General features: G+C 40.1%; 23 protein-coding genes and 1 pseudogene. 5 read left to right on the top strand and 19 right to left on the bottom strand.

Translation table 11 applies throughout. From position 1 onward, the window contains the following. Nucleotides 1-159: 159 nt before the first annotated feature. A complete protein-coding gene (locus tag BQ5364_RS01850; protein ID WP_004613176.1) occupies nt 160-372 on the bottom strand; it encodes a pro-sigmaK processing inhibitor BofA family protein in 213 nt (70 codons plus the stop codon). 144 nt (nt 373-516) lie between these two features. Here BQ5364_RS01850 and BQ5364_RS01845 point away from each other — a divergent pair, with 144 nt between their 5' ends. Then, nucleotides 517-735: a YaaL family protein gene (locus BQ5364_RS01845; protein WP_004613177.1), complete on the top strand. Its 219-nt coding sequence runs from the start codon at nt 517-519 to the stop codon at nt 733-735. 38 nt (nt 736-773) lie between these two features. Here BQ5364_RS01845 and BQ5364_RS01840 read toward each other — a convergent pair whose 3' ends face one another. From BQ5364_RS01840 to BQ5364_RS01810, 7 genes are all read right to left on the bottom strand, one after another. Further along, on the bottom strand, nt 774-1,262 hold the full coding sequence (locus tag BQ5364_RS01840; protein WP_004613178.1) for a deoxycytidylate deaminase: 489 nt from the start codon (nt 1,260-1,262) through the stop codon (nt 774-776). A gap of 21 nt (nt 1,263-1,283) precedes the next feature. Beyond that, on the bottom strand, nt 1,284-1,913 hold the full coding sequence (gene upp / locus BQ5364_RS01835; protein WP_004613179.1) for a uracil phosphoribosyltransferase: 630 nt from the start codon (nt 1,911-1,913) through the stop codon (nt 1,284-1,286). A gap of 24 nt (nt 1,914-1,937) precedes the next feature. Next, on the bottom strand, nt 1,938-2,363 hold the full coding sequence (gene rpiB, locus BQ5364_RS01830) for a ribose 5-phosphate isomerase B (protein ID WP_022250653.1): 426 nt from the start codon (nt 2,361-2,363) through the stop codon (nt 1,938-1,940). Then, on the bottom strand, nt 2,360-3,883 hold the full coding sequence (locus tag BQ5364_RS01825) for an L-threonylcarbamoyladenylate synthase (RefSeq protein ID WP_071143646.1): 1,524 nt from the start codon (nt 3,881-3,883) through the stop codon (nt 2,360-2,362). The genes rpiB and BQ5364_RS01825 overlap by 4 nt, the downstream gene beginning before the upstream one ends. 29 nt (nt 3,884-3,912) lie before the next feature. Continuing rightward, nucleotides 3,913-4,590: an N-acetylmuramoyl-L-alanine amidase gene (locus BQ5364_RS01820; RefSeq protein ID WP_022250651.1), complete on the bottom strand. Its 678-nt coding sequence runs from the start codon at nt 4,588-4,590 to the stop codon at nt 3,913-3,915. 74 nt (nt 4,591-4,664) lie between these two features. Further along, nucleotides 4,665-6,536, bottom strand: coding sequence for a glycosyl hydrolase family 18 protein (locus BQ5364_RS01815; protein ID WP_004613183.1), 1,872 nt, complete (start codon nt 6,534-6,536; stop codon nt 4,665-4,667). 124 nt (nt 6,537-6,660) lie between these two features. Then, nucleotides 6,661-6,876 (bottom strand): hypothetical protein, encoded by a 216-nt coding sequence (locus tag BQ5364_RS01810; RefSeq protein ID WP_022250650.1) that lies wholly within the window; start codon nt 6,874-6,876, stop codon nt 6,661-6,663. Between the two features lie 605 nt (nt 6,877-7,481). Between BQ5364_RS01810 and BQ5364_RS01805 the strand changes: the two genes are divergently transcribed. After that, entirely contained in the window at nt 7,482-8,219 is a 738-nt protein-coding gene (locus tag BQ5364_RS01805) for an adaptor protein MecA (protein ID WP_004613186.1), read from the top strand. Nucleotides 8,220-8,262: 43 nt separating this feature from the next. Here the strand turns inward: BQ5364_RS01805 and BQ5364_RS01800 are convergent, their stop codons facing one another. Together BQ5364_RS01800 and BQ5364_RS01795 are read right to left on the bottom strand one after the other, a co-directional pair. Then, entirely contained in the window at nt 8,263-8,466 is a 204-nt protein-coding gene (locus BQ5364_RS01800; RefSeq protein ID WP_071143526.1) for a DUF1858 domain-containing protein, read from the bottom strand. 449 nt (nt 8,467-8,915) lie between these two features. After that, nucleotides 8,916-9,854 carry a C40 family peptidase gene (locus BQ5364_RS01795; protein ID WP_022250649.1) on the bottom strand — a complete coding sequence of 313 codons (939 nt, stop codon included), beginning with the start codon at nt 9,852-9,854 and terminating at the stop codon, nt 8,916-8,918. Nucleotides 9,855-10,060: 206 nt separating this feature from the next. On the opposite strand from BQ5364_RS01795, the gene BQ5364_RS01790 reads away from it, so the two are divergent. Both BQ5364_RS01790 and BQ5364_RS01785 read left to right on the top strand, forming a co-directional pair. After that, complete coding sequence (locus BQ5364_RS01790) at nt 10,061-10,450, top strand: Fur family transcriptional regulator (protein WP_004613189.1); 390 nt, start codon at nt 10,061-10,063, stop codon at nt 10,448-10,450. Between the two features lie 110 nt (nt 10,451-10,560). Further along, nucleotides 10,561-11,103, top strand: coding sequence for a rubredoxin-like domain-containing protein (locus tag BQ5364_RS01785; RefSeq protein WP_004613190.1), 543 nt, complete (start codon nt 10,561-10,563; stop codon nt 11,101-11,103). A 64-nt stretch (nt 11,104-11,167) separates the two neighbouring features. On the opposite strand, the pseudogene ppk1 reads toward BQ5364_RS01785, so the two are convergent. From ppk1 to BQ5364_RS01760, 5 genes and pseudogenes are all read right to left on the bottom strand, one after another. Next, nucleotides 11,168-13,243 (bottom strand): annotated as a pseudogene (ppk1, locus tag BQ5364_RS01780) (polyphosphate kinase 1); the annotation flags it as partial. 21 nt (nt 13,244-13,264) lie between these two features. Beyond that, nucleotides 13,265-16,621, bottom strand: coding sequence for a choice-of-anchor I family protein (locus BQ5364_RS01775; protein WP_071143524.1), 3,357 nt, complete (start codon nt 16,619-16,621; stop codon nt 13,265-13,267). Between the two features lie 373 nt (nt 16,622-16,994). After that, entirely contained in the window at nt 16,995-17,561 is a 567-nt protein-coding gene (locus BQ5364_RS01770) for an ECF transporter S component (protein ID WP_083382623.1), read from the bottom strand. A gap of 2 nt (nt 17,562-17,563) precedes the next feature. Next, on the bottom strand, nt 17,564-18,166 hold the full coding sequence (locus BQ5364_RS01765; RefSeq protein ID WP_022250646.1) for an ECF transporter S component: 603 nt from the start codon (nt 18,164-18,166) through the stop codon (nt 17,564-17,566). Between the two features lie 100 nt (nt 18,167-18,266). After that, nucleotides 18,267-19,859: a DEAD/DEAH box helicase gene (locus tag BQ5364_RS01760; RefSeq protein ID WP_071143522.1), complete on the bottom strand. Its 1,593-nt coding sequence runs from the start codon at nt 19,857-19,859 to the stop codon at nt 18,267-18,269. 292 nt (nt 19,860-20,151) lie between these two features. Between BQ5364_RS01760 and trhA the strand changes: the two genes are divergently transcribed. Continuing rightward, nucleotides 20,152-20,805: a PAQR family membrane homeostasis protein TrhA gene (gene trhA, locus BQ5364_RS01755; protein WP_004613198.1), complete on the top strand. Its 654-nt coding sequence runs from the start codon at nt 20,152-20,154 to the stop codon at nt 20,803-20,805. 45 nt (nt 20,806-20,850) lie between these two features. Here trhA and BQ5364_RS01750 read toward each other — a convergent pair whose 3' ends face one another. Genes BQ5364_RS01750 through BQ5364_RS01735 form a run of 4 tightly spaced genes read right to left on the bottom strand, consistent with a single transcriptional unit; the run spans nt 20,851 to nt 24,958 of the window. After that, entirely contained in the window at nt 20,851-21,753 is a 903-nt protein-coding gene (locus tag BQ5364_RS01750; RefSeq protein ID WP_071143521.1) for a DUF4340 domain-containing protein, read from the bottom strand. A gap of 12 nt (nt 21,754-21,765) precedes the next feature. Then, the gene (locus BQ5364_RS01745) at nt 21,766-23,145 is read right to left on the bottom strand and encodes a GldG family protein (protein WP_022250644.1); all 1,380 of its coding nucleotides are present in this window, start codon (nt 23,143-23,145) and stop codon (nt 21,766-21,768) included. A 12-nt stretch (nt 23,146-23,157) separates the two neighbouring features. Beyond that, nucleotides 23,158-24,024, bottom strand: a complete 867-nt coding sequence (locus tag BQ5364_RS01740) for an ABC transporter permease (RefSeq protein WP_004613201.1) — start codon at nt 24,022-24,024, stop codon at nt 23,158-23,160. Further along, complete coding sequence (locus BQ5364_RS01735; protein ID WP_071143520.1) at nt 24,008-24,958, bottom strand: ABC transporter ATP-binding protein; 951 nt, start codon at nt 24,956-24,958, stop codon at nt 24,008-24,010. The genes BQ5364_RS01740 and BQ5364_RS01735 overlap by 17 nt, the downstream gene beginning before the upstream one ends. Nucleotides 24,959-24,962 lie beyond the last annotated feature (4 nt).

Here is a 24,962-nt window from a genome sequence, read left to right as displayed (position 1 = left end):
TCCCTCCTTCGTATTTTATTTTTCAACTTTGGATTTCTCGCCGGAATCGGCTTTTGATCTTTGAAAATTTAAGATTAACTAACTTGTACATTGCATTATAAACGCCTTTTTCTCTCTTGTCCATATCATTTTTTCAAATATTTTATTTTTGTGCAACCTCTATAAAATTTTGTACGCCAATATCCCGTAAAGCATCGCAACCCCTGGCACTCCAAGGATTCCGGATGTCAAAAAGGAAATTCCGTTTAATCCTACTCTCAGAGAGATCCCCCTATATTCCAGATACTGATTGACAAAAAAAATGAGTCCCATACCGACTACTGCTCTGACAATAAAGTTAATAAGAAAACTGGTTTTCGGCTCTTCCTGCATTATATTTTTCCCCCTGCTTTTTGTTACAGAATATGTGCAAGCTCCTCGTTTTATTCCGATTTTTCCTTTGCAAATATGGTATTTTATTCTATTTTTTGTCTATACTAGATAAAAGAGACTATTTACAAGAATGAGGGGTGTCATATGAAACTATTCCAAAAGAACTGCCAAAGAGAAACATCCGAATACAATATACACGAAGAAATCGAAAAGGTAAAAGCACAGATGGACGCCGCATATTCCAATTTTCAAAATGCCGTCGACCCAGATTTGATTGACTGCTGCATTTTTGAAAGCAATGCTGCATGGAAAAAATATCGTTTTTTATTGAGACAGGCTAAAGGGCAACGTTCCTGCCACTAAAATACGGGGGCTTAAAAAAGTCCCCGTTCCATACTCTGTTACAAAACAATCTTTATCTCACGTCCTGTGCGATGATATTGGTAATACCGTACTCCTGCCGCATCCATCATGCGTTTTGATGCGATCACAGACGGTGTGTCTGCATATTTATCGCAGTCATATATCACCTCTCGTATTCCACTTTGAATGATTGCTTTCGCACATTCATTACACGGAAACAGTGAGACATAAAGCTTCGCTCCTGCAAGACTTCCACCGCTGTAGTTCAAAATCGCATTCAGCTCACTGTGGGTTGAGTACAAATATTTTGTCTCCAGCGGATCATCGCCTTCCCTTTCCCAAGGGAACTCATCGTCCGAGCACCCGATCGGGAAACCATTATACCCCATAGAAAGTATCTTATTATCCTGACTGACAATGCAACACCCTACCTGTGTACTTGGGTCCTTGGATCTCATACCAGAGAGCATCGCAACTCCCATAAAATATTCGTCCCATGAAATATAATCTTTTCTCTTCTCAGTCATGACAACACACCTCCACATGAACTATTTTGTACCAAAAATACGATCTCCTGCATCTCCCAATCCCGGAACAATATATCCGTGATCGTTCAATTTTTCATCCAATGCAGCAATATAAATATCTACATCCGGATGTTCTTTCTGCAGACGTTCCACACCTTCCGGTGACGCAATGATACACATGAAGTGAATGTTTTTGACACCTTTTTCTTTTAGCATCTGAATTGCCGCAACACAGGAACCTCCTGTTGCAAGCATCGGATCTACCACGTACACTTCTCTTTCATTACAGTCTGACGGAAGTTTGCAGTAATATTCTACAGGCTCCAATGTCTCCGGATCACGATACAGACCGATATGTCCTACTTTTGCAGCCGGAATCATTGCAAGCATACCTTCTACCATACCAAGTCCTGCACGCAAAATCGGTACGACAGCAAGTTTTTTCCCTGCCAGTTCTTTGACAGTCGTCTCACAAATCGGTGTTTTGATCTTGACATCCTGGAGCTTCAAGTTTCTTGTAGATTCATAACACATCAACATTGCAATCTCACTGATCATCTGACGAAAATCCTTTGATCCAACCTCTTCTCTTCTAATAATCCCTACTTTATGCTGGATCAGCGGATGATCCATAACGTATACTTTTGACATACTCTTTCTCCTTGTTCTTGTTCTTTATTCTTCAATCATCGAAATGCGTCGTACATGACGCTCATCTCCGGAAAACGGAGTCTTCAAAAAGGTATCCACAATCTTCACTGCAAGTTCCGGCCCTAATACACGTCCCCCCAATGCAATGATGTTTGCGTCATTGTGAAGTCTTGTAGCTTCCGCAGAAAAGCAGTCAGAACAAAGTGCACAACGGATTCCTTTCATCTTATTCGCAGCGATGGAAATACCAATTCCGGTTCCGCAAATCAAAATTCCTTTTTCACACTCGCCATCCAAAACAGCCTGTCCCACTTTTCTCGCATAAATTGGATAATCTACCGATTCTCCATTGCAGCCGAAGTCTTTATATGCAAGCCCTTCTCGTTCTAAATATTTTATCATCTCCAATTTCAAATCATATCCACCATGATCACATCCAATTGCTATCATTCTTTTTTTGCCTCCTTATTTAGTTTCTCTGCTAATTTTAAAATCAACTCTTTTAACAGTTCAAAATTCTCTCCATATGCCACCAAAGGCTGCCCATGTGTAGAAAGAACCTGTCTGTCATCTTCAATGTACTCATTCAATGTAAATACGTTTTTTACATTTTCATATTCCGATACAATCTTCCATTTGTACGGTTCTTCCAATGTAAGCACCAATGTATCGTCATCCAAATCTTTTTCACTAAACGGCGTTGCCTCATGTGACTCCAAGGTCATCTGCTGGCTCTTCATGATTGCCTCTGCCTTTTGGTTCGCCGGCTCAGGAAACAAGACGATCATTCCTCGAGAATCCACTTCATATTCCTGTAAAAGCGGCTGATTGCGCAAGATCTCTGCCGCCATCGGTCCCCTGCAATTGTCACTGTTACTTACAAACAGAATCCTTCTGTATTTCTGAAGCTTCGTAATCCCTTCCGCCTCTATGATCTGATGACCCGCAGCTTTGATAAGTCTGTTCATAATAGCATTCCCGATTCCTTCCACGGCAAATGCCTCACTAAAAATATATGCCACCTCTTCATCATCAAATTCACGAAGCACTTTATAAAGATTTTTAGCAATGGAATTCTCGTTTGCTCTTGTCCCAATACTTTTTACGATTCCATTCGTATATAAATCCGCTGTTTCGCTTGTCGCAATGATTCCCACCTGATTTCCCCTGCGCATCTGTTCATATGCAAGCTGACGAATAGCTTTCACTGCTTCTAACGGCGCACCATTCACAATCACAAGCTGAGCTTTTGGTGCATAGTGACGGTATTTCATTCCAGGAGCTTTCGGTGCCGCATCGCTCGTCTCAGACAATGTTGTCCTGTCCACAGCAACTTCACCTATGACTTCCTCTAACATCTCCTTCGTGATTGCTCCGGGTCTGAGGATCATAGGAGGTTCCACAGTCATATCAACGATCGTTGACTCTACTCCTATTTCCACATTGCCCCCATCGATGATCATATCGATCTTTCCATCAAGGTCTTCCGCAACATGTTCCGCACTCGTAGGGCTTGGGCGTCCGGAAGTATTGGCACTCGGTGCTGAAACATAACCTCCTCCCGCCCGAATCAGTGCCCTTGCAATCTCGTCCTCCGGCATTCTCACCGCCACCGTCTGCAGCCCGCCGGTTGTTCCAAGCGGCACTACTCCACTCTTTTCAAATATAAGTGTCAGTGGACCAGGCCAAAATTTTTCTACGATACTTTTTGCTTTTTCCGGTATAAATTCTACAATCTCATCCAATGCCTGAATATCTGCAATATGAACAATCAATGGATTATCTGACGGACGTCCCTTTGCTTCATAAGTCTTCCTTGCTGCTTCCTCATTCAGTGCATTGGCTCCTAATCCATACACTGTCTCCGTTGGAAACGCCACAAGTCCTCCTTTTTCAAGTATCTCACCTGCTTCTGCAATGATCTCTGTATCAAGTTGATTTTTGTCGATTTTTTTAATTATTGTTTTCATAACTTTTATTATATCATCATTATGTACACTTAGTCTAGCCATTTTATAATCCCTGCACAAATTGCTTCCGCCACTTTATCCTGATACTCCTCATTTTTTAATTTTTCTGCCTCCTGGGCATTACTCAAAAATCCGCATTCTACAATGATCGTCGGCACTTCTGTTCTCTTTAACATATAATATGTACTGTTTTCTTTTGCCTGTCTTTTGTTGTTTGTATCCAGCGCCTTCAATGCCTCCTGCATGACAGTTGCAGCACGTTCCCCTTCTTTGGAATGTGTATAATAAAATACCTGCGCTCCTTTTATGCTCTCTTCATGATAGCTGTTTTGGTGAATGCTGACCGCAATATCAGGCTTTGTCTCATTGATAAGGGCAACTCTTTTTTTCATATCTGCAATTTTTTTATTTGATTTACTTTCATTATAAAATCCGTCGTCATCTTCTCTCGTCATCACCACATGTATCCCTTGCTCAATCAGCCTTTTCTGTACTTTTTTAGAAATCTTGAGATTCACATCTTTCTCCAGCACATTATTGATTCCTATTTTACCGGGATCTTCTGAACCGTGTCCGGCATCTAATACAACCGTCTTTGTACCTTTTTCTACCTTTTCACTTGTCACATACTCGCTCAATCCCTTACTCGCAATAATCGCCCCTATTAAAAGCAGCAATACCATCAAAAGTTCTATCTTTCTTTTCAACTATCATTCTCCATATATTTCATTGATAAAATATATGCAAAAGAAGAGCTGAACATTCAGCTCTTCTTAATCGATCAGTTCACATATTTTAAAATCAGCTCCCACACACTCGACTTTTCAAAACCTAAGCGCCATGCCGCTGTTCCAGCCAGCTTATATTCCTTCATCAGCTTAAGTTTCTCTTCCAAAGCAGTCTCATCCTCTAACCAAATCTTGTATGTGGCTCCATCTGCCTCCCACTGAGCATAGTTTTGTTTGGTTGCCTCATCTACAGTCGTCTGAGCGCCGGCATCGGCAATCGCCTGTTCTGCAGCTTCCATACCAAGCGCTTCGCTCGTCACTTTTACAGAATATTCAGCCGCTTCAGTTCCTGCCTCCTCTGCCAGCTCTTCCTCGGTCTTTGGAACTTCTTTCCAAAGTCTTGTGAAAAACGGAACCGCATTGATTACTTTTTCTTTTGGTACGGCATTTAACGTCGCTTCTATTCCCTCTTTTACAAAATTCAAAGATGCAACTGAACCGCTTTCATAAGAGCCGCTGTAATGTTCATCATATCCCATGATAATTACATAATCCGCAACTTTCCCCTGCTCTTCTATATGATAATGTGCATTGTATGTCTTCGGCACATAGTTGTCCACAGATAATACAAGTCCATTCTGTCGGCACTTTACAGATAACTCGCGGATAAACTGAATATAATGTTCTCCGCACTCTGCAGAAATCTTCTCAAAGTCGACATTAATGCCGTCAATTCCTGTCTGCAGTGCCTCTGCAATCAGCTGATTTACCAAGTTTTCTCTCTTTGAAGTATGACTAAGTACTTCGTAAGATTCTTCATAAGAACCGATTCCACCATCAAAATCTCTCACCAGCGCCCATACTTCGATATTGGACTGATGAGCATAGTTCACATACTGGGAACTTGCAAGAGAGTTAATATTTCCATCTGTATCTGCAATTGTAAACCACGTTGGAGAAATTGTTGTCAAACCTTTTGTATCTGCAATTGTCTGAAGCACTTTTTCGTTCGCACTCTGATTCGTCACCACGTGCCACGCCATATTGATTGTGTAGTCTTTTGAAATGTTTGTGTATACCTGTTCTTCAAACTCTCTCGAAATCGTCTCTTCCTTTTCATTCTTCAGACAATTTTTCTTGATATATCCAATATATCCATCCTCTGTACGAACTTTTTTCCAGTCCCCTTCATTCTCAATTACAGTTACCTTATCCTTTTTGGATACCTCTGTCAGGTACGGACTCTTCACTCCGCCTCTGTACCTCACCTGTGTATCCTTTTTGACCGTTGCCGTTCTGATCTTTCCCCAGTCACTTATAATCATGACTCTCTGCGGGTCTTCATATGTTTTAAATTCAATATTTGTATACTTCTGCACAAAATCCAGTGCGATATACGCCGTACTTCCTTCCGTCTTTATAATCGTATAATCTTCACTTTTCTTTTCTTTCTGCAGTGTATACTCATTACTTCCTACGTCTGCCCGGATCGTTCCTTCCGGGAGTGTGTACAATAAAATATTCTCATTGGAATCCCAATAAAATCTATCATTTAGATAATCTCGCACAAGCGAATATTCCAAGTATGGCTTTCCATCAAACATCGCCGCTTTCGCTTCAAGAATCTGATTGTCTATAATAACAGCTACCTGATTGTCTTGTTCTATTCCATAATATTTTTTCAAATCAGCTTTTTCTTTAGATGGGCTATATCTCTTTAATAAGAAAGCGCCTCCTACAATACCTATTACTATCAAAACAAGGATACTCATCTTGAACGCCAAATTGCGTTTTCTCCGTCTCCTTGATGCACCATTTCTTCTCTTCCTATTCGAACCATTCTGTGCTGATCTGGTTCTTTGGGTCGTGTTCTTATTTTGCATCTGCCTTGTTGTACCTGAACTCTTTCTTGTTCTTTCGTCCATGCTACACCTCCTACTTGAACCTATTATAACAATATTTTTTGTACACGTCATCAACTATTTCGACAATTTCCGCAAATATAAACAATCTAATTGTCTTCGCAAGAGGGGTATCTGTGCGTCTTTCTTAACTGTTGCTGATACTGTGAAATACGATTTCTTTAACGTCTCCCTTATCATCCCAGACGTAATCTCTCATATAGGCATTTTCCTCTTTTACCATATGTGCCGTAACAATCTGCATAGGACTTGCCGGCTGATTGTTCAACCGTATGCTGACACCTCGATTCTCGTATTTTTCTAACTCCGCATACAAATCTTTATATAGTTCTCTCTCTTCCATGTTCCGCTCCTCCATAATTTTTACAATTGGCAACTATGGCATCTGACATTCCACTATTCCTTGAGGTTCTGTGATATATCTTATGGAAATGTTTTTGCTGACAAGAAGATAGGTTTTCTCTTTAGAATTTCTTTTTTTGTTTATTTTATACGTTGCTTGTTTTGGTTTTCTGATTCGATTAAATCCTGTGATATGTATTGTTGATTCGCTATTGAAATGTGTTTGATTTAAACAAATTAGACTTTTTCAGATTATTTCTTAAAAGATTATTTTTACGAAAAGATTCTTATTGAGAAGTTAAGAATCCTGCCTTCGATAATACGTCCCTCCTTACATTGTAAACATAGCCGCCCGACATACTATCTTCTTGTAATAAAATTATAATCATTTTCATTTATTACTTGCAAGCACTATTTTGTTTATATCTAATTGTAAAGATTTACCTTGTAATTTCAAGCTTTTCTTTATCCATACTATACTTATCCACGGATTTTCCACAAGATATCCACATACTTTTCCACACAAAATTCTCTTTACATATTTTTTGTTTTTGTTTATACTAATAAAAAGTAAGCAGATCTATTTATGAATAGGAAGTGATCATTATGAAGATTGAAAAAATTAACGATAATCAAATACGCTGTACTCTTACACAAGCTGATTTAGCTGACCGCGAATTAAAACTCAGCGAATTGGCTTATGGAACTGAAAAGGCAAAATCACTTTTCCACGATATGATGCAACAGGCTGCTGCTGAATTTGGTTTCGAAGCAGAAGATATCCCTTTGATGATAGAGGCAATTCCTACATCTTCCGATTCTATTGTACTCATTATCACAAAGGTAGAAGATCCGGAAGAACTTGATACAAGATTTTCAAAATTCGCTCCTTCTCCGGCTGATTTAGACAGCAGAAAGCGAAATGTATTAGATAAACTGGAAGGCGCAGAAGATATTTTAGATTTGATAAATAAAGTAAAAGAAGCGGTATCCGAACCTCCGGCTAAAATGGCGGAAGCGAAAAAAGAAGAGATAAAAGAAGCAAAAAATCCGGCAATTCGCCTTTTTTCATTCTCGAATATGGACAGCGTCATCCATGCTGCTCATTTGCTAAAGGCAATGTACTTTGGTTCCAACACATTATATAAAGATACTTCAAACAATGTATTCATCTTAGCGCTCACACAGTCTGAGCATACAACTAATGAATACAATAAGATTTGTAACATGTTATCTGAATATGGATCCTTAGAACGTGCTTCCGGAGCAACACTTGCATATTTGGAAGAGCACTGTGAAGTATTTATAGCCAACAATGCAGTTCAACAGTTGGCAGTAATTTAAAAAAATGGGAAGAGAGTTCAAATACTCTCTTCCCATTTTTTCTTTATGCATTAATTGCTGCATTAATCTTTTCAACTAATAATTCTACGTCAATACCGTGTACCATTGCTGCTTCTTCCAGAGATTCTCCCTGTGCAGATGGGCATCCGAGACAGTGCATACCAATTTCCATTAAAATCGGTGCCACCATAGGATTAATTGCAAGAATTTCACCAATTGTCATTTCTTTTGAAACTTGTACAGTCATTTGAGATTCCTCCTTCTATAATTTTTACTTTACCTATTATAATACCATTTTTATAAATTATCAATCTCTTAAACATTTCAAAAGTTTCTCAATTGTATATACAATTGTATACAAATTGAGATTACTTAAAAGTCAACATTTTTTCTCCGTTTTTTCGACAAAATAATTTTTTTATTATTTCTCTACAAAACGCTTGTTCTTTTTTTCACAATAATAATCCACACTTTCCACGCCCTTTAGTGTGGATAATGTGGATAACTTTGAGGAAAACTACTATTTATTGTGTTTTTTCCAATTTTTCATGTGGATAAGTGTATTTTTAATTTTTTTCATTTTTTTTCACATTTCGACATTTTTGTGCATTTTGTACACGCTATTTTTCTTATGTGTTCTGGCACAAAAAAAACCTCAAGACAATTCCTGAGGTTTTCCTTATAATTTCTGAACTATTACAGAAGTCTTCTGACAGTGATAATGTTTGTATATGTTGCTGAAGATACACCAATTCCATGCGCTTCATCAATCGCATTTACAATCTGACCATTTCCTATATAAATTCCTACATGCCCCTCATAACAGATTACATCTCCCGGAACAGCCTCGCTGTAGCTTACTTCTGTTCCCGCACTTCTCATGGCACTTGATGTACGTGGCATGCTAACTCCAAAATTAGCATATACTGACTGAACAAATCCAGAGCAATCCGCTCCATTTGTCAGGCTTGTACCTCCCCATACATATGGATTTCCTACAAACTGCATTGCATAGTCCACAACAGCCTGTCCATTTCCCACTGTTTCCGCTTCTGCCGCCTTAGCCTCTTCTTCTGCTTTCGCTGCTTCCTCTGCAAGTCTTGCCGCTTCCTCTTCTTTTGACTCTGCATAAGAAAAACACTCTGCCGCAAGCTCTTCTGCTTTCGCTTCATCCAATGTCTCTACATCTACTTCCGGTTTCTTCTCTGCTACAATTGCTTTTGCTTTTTCTTCTGCTGACTCCCCTGTCAAAATATATTCTGTTTTCACATAACCGGTTACATTGCCGGATTCAATCTGTGTCCATTCTCCCACCGGACCGATTACTTTTGCTGCGTCCGCTTCATAGAGCTTACCAACCCATTCACTGTCCTGAGATGGTTCTGTTCTTACAAATAAATAACTTCCCTCTTCCACCTGTGTAAATGCCATGTCTTCGTACACATTTTTCAGTTCAGTTTCTACGTATCGTTCAATCTCAGCTGTAGCATTTGCCAAATATCCTTTATTTATATTTACAGTACTTACCCCCTCCGCATTTTTTGCTTCGGCTGCAAGAACTTTATCGTTCGGTATTAAGACTGCACTTGTCAATACTCCTAAAGCGATTCCTTTTTTCAGGAATTTAGAATACATAAATTGTCCTCCTACTATATTTTTCTTAATTGTTACAAAAATGTTAAATATGTTACATTGGTATTATATCAACGTAACATCTTACTGTCAACCGTGTATACTGTGTTTTTATTGTGAATTTTATTTTCTGTATTGACAAAATTTCACTTTTTTAATATTATAAATATAGTAACTATTACTATTATTGACTGAAAGGAGGATTCCCATTGGCAACTTTAAAATACAGCCGCCAGCGAGAGTCCATCAAAGACTATCTGAATAGCACAACTGAACATCCAACAGCAGATACTGTCTATTTAAATGTAAGGAAAGAGTTTCCGAACATCAGCCTGGGCACAGTATATCGCAATCTGAATCTGCTGGCAGAGATTGGAGATGCTATAAAGATACCTACTCCCAATGGCGGAGATCGATTTGATGGAAGAACAATTCCACATTATCATTTTTGTTGTACTTGTTGTGGCAGAGTCATGGATCTTGATATCGAACAGATGGATTTCATTAATGAGACTGCCGGCAAGAATTTTGATGGTATTATCGAGAACCACTCTATGATGTTCTACGGGACATGTAATGAATGTGTTAAAAAACAATAAAATTCAAAATAAGGATTGACATTTTCATTTGATTATGATAAATTAATATCAGTAACTATTACTAATATTGATGATAAAAAATATTATTAACAGAAAAGGAGAGTTTTAAAATGAAAAAATTTGTATGTACAGTATGCGGTTATGTTTATGAAGGAGAAGCTGCTCCAGCAGAATGTCCACAGTGCCATGTAGGAGCTGATAAATTTAAAGAAATGACAGGAGAAAGAGAATGGGCTGCTGAGCACGTAGTTGGTGTTGCACAGGGCGTTAGCGAAGATATTTTAGCTGACTTAAGAGCAAACTTCGAAGGAGAATGTTCAGAAGTTGGTATGTACCTTGCAATGGCTAGAGTAGCTCACAGAGAAGGATACCCAGAGATCGGATTATACTGGGAAAAAGCTGCTTGGGAAGAAGCAGAACACGCTGCTAAATTCGCTGAATTATTAGGTGAAGTTGTAACTGACAGCACAAAGAAGAACCTTGAGATGAGAGTAGAAGCTGAGAACGGCGCTACAGCAGGAAAATTTGATCTTGCAAAACGTGCAAAAGCTGCTAACTTAGATGCTATTCACGATACAGTTCACGAGATGGCTAGAGACGAAGCTCGTCACGGAAAAGCTTTCGAAGGACTTCTTAACAGATATTTTGGTTAATTTGAATGCTTCTTACGAGCATTTACAAAGGAGCCGACCAGCTTGTGGTCAGGCTCCTTTTACTTTATATTTTTTCTGTAATTCTGTCATATGCCATCTGGTACAATACTTCCTGAGCATTGACTGGTTTTTCTTCATTCACCCGCATGTGATAACAACCATCTTTATCTTCCCATCTTGCTTTCTGATTATCATGCAGCAAAATATCAAACAATTCCTGAAGTCGTTCTTTTAGATTCTCCTGATAGACTGGAGCGGCAACCTCCACTCTTTTCACTGTATTTCTCGTCATAAAATCAGCGGAACCAATGTAATATCTTCGTCTTTCTCCAACTCCAAATATATAGATGCGGGAATGTTCCAAAAACCTCCCGACAATGCTAAGTACACGGATATTTTCTGTCTTACCTGCAACTTGCGGAATCAGACAGCAGATTCCTCTCACTACCATCTCAATGTTCACTCCTGCGCAGGAAGCTTCCACTAACTTATCCATAATTTTTTTATCGGTGAGAGAATTCAGTTTTAATCCTATATATGCATCTTCTCCACTTTTTGCACGTATGATTTCTTCCTCAATCATCTCAATGACTTTTGACTGCAGACATTTGGGAGCAACTAAAAGATGTTTTGTCTCTTTCACCACTTCCCCTTTTGACAGTGCCTGAAAGATTCCCGCTGCCTCCAGACCAATATCCACATTTGCTGTCATTAAAGACAAATCCGTATATAATCTGGATGTTTTTTCATTATAGTTACCGGTTCCGATTTGCGTAATATACTCGATCTTTCCTTCTGCCTTGCGGGTAATCAGGCAAAGCTTTGAATGTACTTTATAATTTTCCAGACCATATATTACCTGACATCCTGCCTTTTCAAGCATTCTAGACCACTCAATATTATTTTCCTCATCAAATCTTGCCCGAAGCTCTACCAATACAACTACTTCTTTTCCGTTTTCTGCCGCCTCGCATAACGCCTCTATGATTTTACTTTGTTTCGCAAGTCGATATAAGGTCATTTTAATCGAAACTACATTTTCATCTTCCGCCGCTTCTACGAGCAGATTCAAAAATGGACGAATAGATTCATACGGGTAGGATAACATCTTATCTTCTTCTTTGATCTGTTCAATAATGCTGATTCCGTCTTTGATATCAGGTGTTTTCTGCGGAACTCGCTTTTCATAGAACATTTCCGAATTCTTTCTGAGGAGGTCCTCAATTTCAGAGATAAACGTCATATCCAGCGGTGACTCTTCACGAAATACACTGTCTGTATCCATATCCAGATATTTACACAATGCATGCACTACATTTCCGTCCATCTCACGCGAAAGACTCAGTCGTACCGGAGAAAGTTTTTTTCGTTCTTTCATTAATTCTACCATAAATTCACGGTAATCCAAATCTTCGTCATAAAGTGCATCTGCATCAATGTCCGCATTTCGAATCACTCGAATGAGAGACTTTCCTTTGATCTTGTAACCTTTAAATACTTTTGCCATAAAGTGTAAAATCAAATCTTCTGACAGCATATATCTTCCCTGTCCAAACGGCAGCTCAATCATACGCTCCAGCATATTATTTGTGCATGGAATAATTCCAAGACGTTCCTTTCCGTTTCTTGTCTCCAATACAACAACCGCGTAGATTTCCTTGTTGCGCAAAAATGGGAATGGCTGGCGTTTTCCGACTACGGTAGGTGAAATCAACGGCGCAATCTCTGTCTCAAAATACTTTTCCAAATACTGCTGTTCTTCTTCACGCGCCATCTGGAAATCAATCAGGCAGATTCCAAACTGTTCTACTTCTGTCATCAGCTTGCTGTATATTTTATCTTTTCTTTTGTTAAGCTTCTTTACTTCTCGAAAAATTGCATGAATCTGCTCCTGTGCAGTCATATTTGTCTTATTGTCTTTCCATTTACTGCTGATAAGCATCTGGTCTCTCAAAGACCCGACTCTTACCATAAAAAATTCGTCCAGATTGCTCTCAAAAATAGAGACAAATGTCATTCTCTCACATAGTGGAACGGACTCATTTTCTGCTTCTTCCAGTACTCTTTCGTTGAATTTTAGCCAGGAAAGCTCCCGGTTCATATAAATTTCTCCCATTTTCGCCTTCTCCTTTGTTTTGAATTTTCAAAAGAAACTCTCGTTTTATAACGTATAGCGACGGCGTTTTGTAATTCCAAATACGACTGTCAAAGTCAAAATAATTGCTGTGAAAAGTCCTGCTGTTTTCTGCATATCTCCGGTCTTTGGTGCATCTGATTTTGCTCCTTGTCCGGATTCCTGTCCATTGTTTGAATTCTGTCCTTCCCCCGAATCCTGCCCGTTATCCGAATCTTGCTCATTTCCCTGATCTTCTGTTTTCCGAGCAGTTAATTCATATGATGCAACGGTTCCTGATACTTCACATGCCGTTAATAAATGTGCATTTCCATCCACACTTTCCGACTCCGATATAAAACAAAGTCCTTCCGGTGAATCATCTCCTGCAATATCCGCACTGAAATCGCGGGAGTTAATATAATTTGCATAACTGATTTTCTCTGGATTTGTAACATCATACATCATTACGCCTCCGATTCTTTCCAAACCAATAAATGCGTAAATCTTTTCGCCTTCATTTCCTATAGTTACATTTTCTGCTTCAACCCCCTTTTTCCCTGAGCGGTCATCTATGTCATTATTGTCGTTCGAACAGTTAAAGTGTTCTGGTTCATAGCCTGCTGTTTTTGCTTCAAACTCATTACCGCTTGTGTATATTTCTGTCAGACCTTGCTCATCTGCTTTAAATACCGTAAAAGAGCGCCCTCCAAAGAGATAGTCAAGTTCACTGTCAAGCCCATCGTAATCACTGCTGTCAAAAAATACAACTTTTCCAGTCAGTCCACTGTTTTCAGCTGTGATTTTTCCTGTTGGAGACGTCTCTCCTTTCCCGAAATTCCGCTCATCTTCATTCAGACACTCACCCCATTCCCGAGAATCACCTTCATTTGCTGTTACTATATAGTCTACACCATTTATATGATATGTTGCAATCCCATCCGGCATACGAATTCCTCGTAATGTCTCATAAACTGCTGGTTTATATGCTTCATCTTTTTTGTCAATATCTACTGCGCAAGTACTATAATCTTCATACCCGGCAGAATAAACTCCTGTAAGAGATTGCTGGTTCAAGTCAATTACTGCGATAGCATTTGCCTCTTGAAACGTCACATATGCTGTCTTATCTCCTACTGCAATATATTCCGGCTCAAAATCTACAGAAGGATTCGTATTTTTCTTCAGGATAACTCCACTTTCTACGAGTTGTTCCCGGCTGTCAGAATTATCATACGATGTAAAATCTACCTGTGATACTGTCTGGTCTGCCAAATTAATAATTGTGACTGTCCCCTTCGGATCTATGATTCCATCCCCGTATCCATCTCTTGGTTCCCCTTCGTCCGCCGTAAGAATTTTACTATCATTCGACGCAAATGTAACCATATCCGGCTGCACTCCGGTCTCATAAACCTTATCAAAGGTCAACGTCCCATCTGCATTGCATGTAAATAACGCCACACGTCCGGTATCTGCATAATTTTCTGCCTGTATTGCAACTGCAAGCTTACTTCCGTCTTCCGAAACTGCAACAGAAGTCATATCTCCATATACAAACCCTGCACAATTTTCTTCTACCATCGATTTTACATCAATATCATTGCCATCCAAAAGGTCTATCTTTTCTGAAGACTTCATATCTTTGATCGCGATGGCTGTCAAGTTTCCGGTTACGCCATTGACCGCATATGCCCATCCAGTCGTCGTATTATAATCTACAATCTCCATCACACCGCCGTCAGCATTTGTCATGCCAGAGTCATATCGTGCCTTTTGAACCACATCCAGAGATGTCTTTGTATTTTCTTTTCCTGATGTCTGTTCTCCTCCGTCTGTATTCTTTGTAACGCTGAATGAATCGATCAGCTCACTGTCTGGTGCATCGCTCTCTCCGGAAAGATTATACACATTTACAGAAATCTTTTGATCTGTCACATCAAAAATAGCATAACTTGGACTATACTCCTGATTCCACTCTTGATTTCCCACAGGAAGATTTCCTTCCAGATAGGATGCAGAACCACTCTCTCCATTTGCTAAAATCGGAAAATCCGCATTATTATTTTTATCTAGTTTTTCAAACGGGGTATAATACTGCATATCAGAACAGCAATTTCCAGTAAGATAAATCGTTCCGTCCGGATCATTAATCGTATCCAGGCGCTCTGAATTGCGCTGTCCGTCTTTTAAAACATAACTTCTGGAATATACATGATCATGTCCTCCCAGTACAAAATCCACATCAAACTCATCCATGACTTTTTCAAATCCTCCATCTACATAGTTCTCAATATCGGAGTCTGCGGCATGCTTTGCCACTGTCTGTGTAGATTTGTGATGTGTTACAATCAGCCACTGATACTGTCCTGCATTTTCCGCATCGTTGCCACCCGGATATGCCCCTGTATTTAAAGTTACAAAAAGTACATTATCGTACAGATAATAATAATTACCTTTTGTCTCCATCTCTCTTCTCTCGGTAAAGTCATATTGTCCTTCTGCATTTGGCGTCACTCCGTTTGACTCAGATTGGTTCGCAATTTCATCTGCCGTTGCCTGAATATAGTTTCCATGACTTTGACTCGTCCCACTGTTCTGCCCACGAAATGTTGTCTTCACCTGGCTGAGCACGCCTTCACTTCCATCTACAAGCATTTCATTTGGCAGATTAAAATGATCTGCAAACATATAATGTCTGTCATGATTTCCAACCGCCGGAGCATAAAGAATCGAGGACATCTCCTTCGGTGCAAAAAATGCGGCATATTCACTTGACTTTCCCCAACTTTGATCTTCCACCTGATCTCCGGCAGATACAACCAGATTTACATTCTCCTGCATCAGCTTATCCAGCATAGTTGCCCAACCGGTCTGGTTCGTACCATCAGATGAGTTCCATCCTTCTTTGTTGCTCTCTCCATTTTCCTTGATTTGAGGATCACTTGTGAAGCCAAACTTAAACTCATTTTCTTTTGCTGTCTTATAGCTATTGATTTCCGACCATGTTTTCCCATCATCATAGGACACCTGATACTGATATTCCGTATCTTTTGTAAGCCCGTCAACTGTTGCTTTACATACCATTTTCCCAGTGTCAGTATATTTGTTTTTGTCTACCTTTGTCGGTGTATGAAGTTCCTCCACAGATACTTCCACTATCCGATCCCCAAATTTCACAATCGCTTTCTCCGTTCCTGTCGGCGCATACCAATTCAGATTCACAGCCGAATCCGTCTCCCCCGGCTGAAGTGTCAGGTACTCTACAGAAACCTCTGCATCCGTATTCCATTCCACGCTATCACTATTTTTATCTGCTGAGTAAACTAAACTCATAACATTTTGCGAGTAGGCTACAGATGCTGCTAATGCAAACGCTGCTCCTCTTTTCCATACTTTTTTCATATTTGTTTTCCTCCTAAATAAACGCACTACGAGAGAATTGTAAAAGATATTTGTTAAATTCAGAATTGTTTTTTGCAAAAAGTATGTTAATTTAATTTTTTCAAAAGTTCTTCTTCCCTGTTATGAAGTGAAATCTAAAAAAAGATTGCGCAATAGCGCAATCTTCGCGCGCGAGCGGTTCACGCAGTGATAATTTCACCCCCGCGAGCTGCGCATCTTTGCACGAAGTGCATTTTTTGAATTATAGGATTCCAAAGGATTTTCCTATAATTCAAAAAAATCCTGTAATTCAGCTTTCCGCTGAACTACAGGATCATAGAGTAAATGTTAGCTGACCATATGGGAACTAATCTGGAAATCACAGATGCGCCTGCTAATGGAAGTACTTTTTATATATCCTTCCTATCGGTCTGTAAATAAGAAGCACCACGCCGACCATAAACGCTGCGTTTATCACTGTGGCAGGGATTGAAGTGAGCGCTCCCAAAAGTGCCGCATTCACTCCACTTCCCGCAATCAAAAGTGTAATCGTTCCCATCACAAATTCAATCACAATATTCATCACAGCGTACACGAACACGCCGATCGTGACAGCCCGGTATTCTGTCTTCTTATCATCTTTCCCTTTGACAAAGTGTTTTAAAATGGCACCGAGGATCAGGCACTTCACAATTGTCTCTATAAAAACCTGTGGAATCGCCTGCACGTATCCGTTTAACAGATCAAATAATACAAGTCCGATCGTTCCTGATACTGCACCTTTCTTCCCGCCTTGCAGCAGCACACCCAGCACAACAAAAATATGTCCAAAATGTACAAATGGTGTCCCAACTGCTGCCGGAAGCGGAATCCGAAACATCTGTATCCCAAGAAATGTAACTGCGGCAAAAAAACCAGCCGTCACAATCGTCTTTAAGTTTATCGTACTACTCTGCCTCATAGTTAAACAGCCTTTCTCTTCATATGAATAAGTCCGCTGCGAAGCAATACCGGTCTGAGCGCATTATATACAACACCGACCAGAATGACTGATACCACTGCATTTACGAATGTGGTCGCCGTGCTCCATTTCGCAAGCACCTCCGCCATCTCCTGCGGCTGTCCCAGTATCCACTGTTTATAAAAATAACCTACAAGCGGATCTGCGATTACATTGAATCCAAGCCCTGCAACAGATGCAATCACACTCCATCTGAGCACATACTTCTTATCACTGCTCTCATTGATCTTGGCAATGCGATGCGCCACAAGTCCGACAATCAGACCGATGCATAACTTTAATACAAATGTCTTTGGTGCAACTGTAATATAAACCGGATCCATAATATCTGCAATAGACATTCCGATAGCTCCTGCAAGTCCGCCATACCAGCCGCCTAACAGCAGTGCCCCAAGTACACATACCGCATTTCCCAGATGCAGTGATGTGGCATCTCCACCAGGCATCGGTATCTTGATCTGCAAAAATGTAAAGGTCACATAACATAACGCCGCCACCAAAGCAGTCTGTGCTAATTTTATCATTGTCTCATTCTTTTTTTCCATGTTGTATACCCCTTTCCTTACTTAAGTTAGGTACTATACTAACATCATTCTGGTATATTTAAAAATACCAGTTTTTGAGTTTTTAACCAGTCCAGTTTATTTATTTTTGGTTCGCCGGTTCTATGGCAATCGATTTTCCTTTGATTTTTGCATTCTGCATCGCATGCAGAACGTCTTTCGCATACTCTCTCGGAACCTCTACAAATGTATATTTGTCAAACATATCGATGGTACCGATGAGTTTTCCAGGCATTCCGGTCTCGCCCGCAAGCGCTCCAAGAATATCTCCCGGTTTTGCTTTTTGCTTTTTTCCAATATTGATAAACAAACGTACCATTCCAGGCTCTTCTGCTCCGGTGTCACCAAAGTCCATATCCTCCGCTGAACCGTCATCGCCCATCGTCATTCCCGTACACATTTTCAAGAATGCAGCCGCAATGTCCATCGCTGTGTAATCAGAGCCATTTACTTTGCTCTCGATTGCATTGACCATCGCTGTCAGATCTTCTGTCTCGATAATGCGGTCAATGTCCTCCAAAATATTCTCCATCTTTGTGTTCGCAACATCGTCCAATGACGGAACCTTTTGTGCATAAATCTTCGTCTTACAATATCTCTGAATCTCTTTCAGTTTATACACTTCTTTTCCGGATACAAATGAAAACGAACGTCCGACTCTTCCCGCACGCCCCGTTCTCCCGATACGGTGTACATAATATTCATCATCCTGCGGCAAGTCATAGTTAAATACTGCTTCTACTTCATCTACGTCAATTCCTCTGGCTGCCACGTCGGTCGCAACAAGAATGTCTGTCTTCCCACTTCGGAATCCCTGCATCACACGGTCACGCTGCGCCTGCTTCATATCACCGTGAAGTCCCGCCGCAAAATATCCTCTTCCAAGCAATGCGGTCACAAGAAGGTCCACCTGCTTTTTCGTATTACAGAAAATAACAGAAAGCTTTGGTGTATAAATATCTAAAAGACGAGTTAACACCTCTTCCTTATTCTTTGGTCTTACTTCATAGTAAAACTGCTCGATATTCGGAACTGTGAGCTCTTTTTTTGTCACTTTCACCACTTGGGCATTCTTTTGGAATTTTTTTGTAATCTCCATAATTGCTTTTGGCATTGTCGCTGAGAACAAAACTGTCTGTCTTTCTTCCGGCACTCCGCTTAAAATCGTCTCAATATCTTCGCGAAATCCCATATTGAGCATCTCGTCTGCCTCATCAAGGACAACCGTGTGCACCTGATCCATCTTGATCGTCTTTCGTCTCATGTGATCCATCACACGCCCCGGCGTACCGATAATAATCTGTGTCCCACTTTTCAGAGAACGGATCTGTTTTACAATCTCCTGCCCTCCATAGATTGGAAGCACTTTAATTCCATGCATATATTTTGCCAGATTTCGAATCTCATCCGCCACCTGTATTGCGAGTTCTCTTGTCGGGCAAAGAACAATCCCTTGCAGCTTTTTGTTTTTCGGATCGACTTTCTGTAAAAGTGGAATCCCGAATGCCGCTGTCTTTCCGGTTCCTGTCTGCGCCTGACCAATGATATCTTTTCCTTCCAAAATAACCGGAATTGCTTTTGCCTGAATTGGCGACGCCTCCTCAAATCCCATGTATTTTACTGCTTTTTGAATCTCTGAACAAAGTCCGAGATTCTCAAAATTCATATTTCCCATATTTTATATCCTTTCTATTTAAAAAAGATTGCGCAGTAGCGTAATCTTCGCGCGGTGTGCATTTATTGAATGATAGGATTCCAAAGGAATTTCCTATCATTCAATAAAAATACCCTTCACTTGCCACCAAGTAAAGGGTATTCACAAAGTTTCTGGGTAACATCATAACAGAGCAAAACGCTTTTGTCAAATTTAACTTGCTATTTATACATATCAGGTGTAATATATACATATACTTAACATAGTATTAATTACTACATATAATATTTTTCATCACCAGGAGGTATGACTTATGAATAAAAAGCATTTAAAAGACCCGGGAAGCGCAATCACTCATTTTATCGGCATGTTAATGGCAATTTTTGCCGGAATACCATTACTGATAAAAGCTGCCCATGAACCAAGCCCAATTTACCTTATCTCACTTACGATTTATTTGGTCAGCATGATCTTATTATATGCAGCGAGTACGATTTATCATTCCCTTGATATCTCAGAAAAAGTGAATAAAAGACTGAAAAAATTTGACCACATGATGATATCCGTTTTGATTGCCGGAAGCTACACTCCGATTTGTCTGCTTGTCTTAAAAGGAACAACCGGAATCATTCTTCTTTCCATCGTATGGGGCATTGCAATCTTCGGAATACTGATCAAAGCATTTTGGATCAACTGTCCGAAATGGTTCTCTTCTGTGCTGTATATCGGAATGGGCTGGACATGTGTTCTCGCCTTTACAAAATTGTTGAACGCACTTTCTCCCGCCGCATTCGGATGGCTTTTAGCAGGTGGTATCATCTACACCATTGGCGGAATTATTTACGCACTGAAACTTCCAATATTTAACAGCCGGCATAAAAATTTCGGGACTCACGAGATCTTTCATCTGTTTGTAATGGGTGGAAGTATCTGTCATTTCATCGTAATGTATGTGTTCATACTTTAAATATATGTATATCAACGGAGACTATACAAATAGCCTCCGTTTTTCTTATTCTTCAATATTCAATATGTTATTTACAGTCTCTTTTGTCATCGTATTAACCATTTTCGAGCCATCCATCTGCACATAATTATAGGCATCACTCTCATCTCTTCCGCCTACATAAAGTGTAAATGTCTGTTCTTTATCATCGCTGTCTGTATATACGACTGTGACTGTTGTGCGCTGTGCCTCATCTAATCCATATTGAGCCAGTTCGTCCGCCTGTACAGAATAGTCCACGCAATCTACAAAATAAGCTGCTCCAAGTCTTCCGCCGATTGCTGTGATATCATCTGACTGATCACTGTTATCTGCATCATACTCGGTTGTCTCGCCGGCTTTTGTAATTGTCACCTTCTTGATATTATCTGATCCAATGCTTGGGAATGTCTCTTTCTGAAGCATAGAATCCAAATCAAAATTCATTGCATTTACCACACTGTAATCTACCGTATAGATCTTTTCCTTATCTCCTACAGTCATATAATAGTCTTCACCTGCCGCATTGCCGATATAAATGTTCTGTTCTTCTCCATCAGCATTCTTGAGCGTGATCGTATACTGTGGCTCTTCCAGTCCATAGTCCGCAAGTGTATCTCCATCGGTTAACTCCCGATTAGCTGAAAGCGTTCCAAAAGTCTCCGCCATCGTCTTAAGACTGCTCTGCTGCAGTGGAAATTCTTTATCAGACTCACTGTACCATGTACCATCTTCTTTTATAAACGACATCGTATCTGTTCCGTTCGTATACTGAATTGAGGTGATATCCGACATATCAAGCACTGCAATCTGTTTCTCTTCGTTTTCTTTCTCCGCAGATTTCTTTTTTAACTGCCCTGTCACAACATACGCAACTACAAGCACAACCAGAACTGCCAAAAGAATGATCAGTGATTTATATTTCTTCATTCTATGTCCTCCTTACGCTTTACGGCGTTTCAGCCATCTTACAAATCCAAAGATGACAATGAGAACCGGAACACCTATGATCGCTGCAAGTCCTAATAATCCTGTGTGCTGCATTGTATTGAATGTTGTCTCCAAGCTCTTCGCTTCGATTGAAAGATTGTCTACATCGTCAAAATTACTTGTAACCGCATTCATAAATAGCGTTGTATTTTCCAAGGTTGAGAAGGAATCTGTCACATTTGCATCGATCATAGTTGCCGCCGAAATAACTGTAAATCGGCTTTCATCCTCTGTTGCCACAGCGCCAAGAGTATAAGTTCCCTGAGTCTCCTTATCCTCTGTCACCGCATATCCGTTGCTGGAAGTTGTCATGAAGCTGTCAACTGTGATAGTATCACGTTCCGGATCTGCCGTGTTAAATCCAAGCGCATTGATCAACAACACCATTTTTGAAGAAAGACCGTCCGCCATCTCTCCGCTTGCTGTGATCTCCGGGAATATGTAATATGGATTTCCTTGATAGCATCTTGTTGTGTCTGCAATATAGCCGTCTACCTTTTCCATTCCGTAAGTCTTCATCAGCGCATCTAAATTCGGTGTCTCATTCTGCGTATCTCCCATAATGAACAATACCTTCCCGCCATTTGTGAGATAATCTGTGATCAATGTCTTCTCGTCCGCTGTCAAATCCGACGTCGGCGCATACAGAACAAGCAGATCACAGTCATCCGGAATCTTATTATTCATCATCAGATTCAACTCAGATATTGTGAAATTGGATTTTCCCATCAAATCTGTGATTGTCGTGGAGAAAGTAGATTCTCCGTGTCCTGTTGTGCGGTAGATTGTCTTTGAAGCGTCACTTGTCACATAGTTTATCGCACTTGTCAGCTGGCCTTCTGCATCAAACTCACTTTCTGTCATTGACCCTGTCGTATAATAAGACATCTCATCGTACACAATGATATCTGTGAACGGGATTACCATCTTCTTTTCTGTATCCTTACACTCTACAACAACGCTGTTCTCCTGTGCCTCATATTCTGTAACCGCTGAAGGATGCAGTACCGGATCCACCCAGTCTACCTTCACCTTGTTTGAGAGCGCTGCATATTTCTCTATGAATGTCTGAATTCTCTCATCTGTAGAGCTTTTCTCCGCCAACACATGAATCTGTACCTCTTTATCCAGATTCTTCAAAAGCTTCTTGCTCGTCTTCGTAATCTCATAGAGTGAATTACCACTCAAATCTACACTTTTCATACTGTCAGGAAGCTGACCTGCAATCATATTTATCACGATCACGATTGCGATTACCACCGCAGTTATTACCATACTATATGTCCCATAACGTGATTGAGGACTTTGAAACATTTCTTTTATTTTCTTCACCGATACAGCCTCCTAACTCCAACGTCTTTTTTGTATAGTCTGAATTGTCAGAAATACAAACAATGCAATGAGTGAAAAACATAAGATCAAATCACTGACATCCAATAGTTTGTTCATATACACATTTGAAAAACTACCGGAAATATCTAATTTACCCAAAAGATTCACGAGCAGATTCTCAAACAAAGATGATTTCACAACGTATGTAACGACACATGCAATCACTCCAATTGCTTCTATCACCGCGCTGATAACCCAGTTTTTTGTCAACTGGTATATAATCAACGCCACAATCGTGATAATTGCGATTATTCCAATCACTCCACTGATTGCCGTACTCGGGATAAAATCTAACAATCCGCCCCACAGATGTAAAATGAGAAGCACTGCAAAAGTACTTACCGCTGCGATAATCTGGCTTTCTGTCAACGCAGATAAAAACATTCCGATTGCTATGTAGACACAGCCAAGTATAAAAAACATCAAAATCGCCGCATAGTCCACCCGCAAATAGGCAGTCCCCTGCATTTTGATCACCAGCGGATAGATGCAAAAAATTAGATTCGGAATCAGAAATACTGTTACCATCGCAAGATATTTCCCAAGCACAACATCCACCAGACGGACCGGCGATGTCAAAAGTAGCTGGTCTGTCTTACTCTTTCGTTCTTCCGAAAAACTCTTCATCGTCAATATCGGCACAGCAACGAGGAACATGAACATCACGCCGGATAACGCGTAAGAAAAATACGGATACCCTGCATTCAGATTATATGCCATAAAATAAATACCGACAAACGCCAGTAAAAATGCGATAAACGCATACCCGATCATAGATTGAAAATAAGATTTTAACTCTCTTTTATAAATTGCTTTCATCTGATTTTTGTCCTCCTGTCAATTCTAAGAATACTTTTTCCAACGAAACTGTTGTCTTCTGCAATGTGAGAAGAGGACATTGTGCCTCTGCAAATGCACTGAAAATCGCTTCTCTGATATCTTTTCGTTCTTTCGTCTTAACCTCTGCTTTCAAGATCTCATTTTCCTGTGTATAGGTCACATCTTCGATATCTTTCAGTCCACTTAGGATCTCTCTTACCGTCTCTTCTTCGGCTCTTGTCTCAATATGAATCGTATCGGAGCCATTCATCAATTCTTCCAAATGCTCCGGAGTATCGCTTGCAACCAGCTTTCCTTTTGAGATAATCATAATGTAATCGCACACTTCACGAATCTCCGCCAAAATATGCGAACTCAAAATAACCGTGTGCTCTTTCGCCAGTTCACGGATCAGTTCACGAATCTCAATGATCTGCTTTGGATCGAGCCCTACAGTCGGCTCATCCAGTATGATAATCTCCGGAAATCCTAAAATCGCCTGCGCAAGTCCTACTCTCTGCTTATATCCTTTTGACAGATTTTTAATCAATCTGTCCTGCACGTCTGCGAGCTTGACAAGCTTCAACGCCTTTTCAATCTCCGCTTCTCGGTCTTCTTTTTTAATCTTTTTTAATTCTGTTGAAAACTTAAGATATTCCATGACAGTCATATCCATATATAATGGAGGCAGCTCCGGCAGATAACCGATACTTTTCTTCGCCGCTTCCGGCTCCTTCAAAATATCGTGCCCATTGATGAGTACCTCACCGTCTGTTGCCCCCAAATATCCTGTCATAATATTCATTGTGGTAGATTTTCCGGCGCCGTTCGGTCCGAGAAATCCATAGATTTGTCCTTTTTCAACTGTAAAGCTCAGATGATCTACAGCTGTGTGATCGCCATATTTCTTGACTAAATTTTTTACTTCTATCAATTTC

This window comes from Coprococcus phoceensis (genome assembly GCF_900104635.1).
GTDB lineage: Bacteria > Bacillota > Clostridia > Lachnospirales > Lachnospiraceae > Faecalimonas > Faecalimonas phoceensis.
The sequence above is the reverse complement of the archived record's forward strand: the minus strand, read 5'-3'. Positions and strand labels throughout refer to the sequence as shown.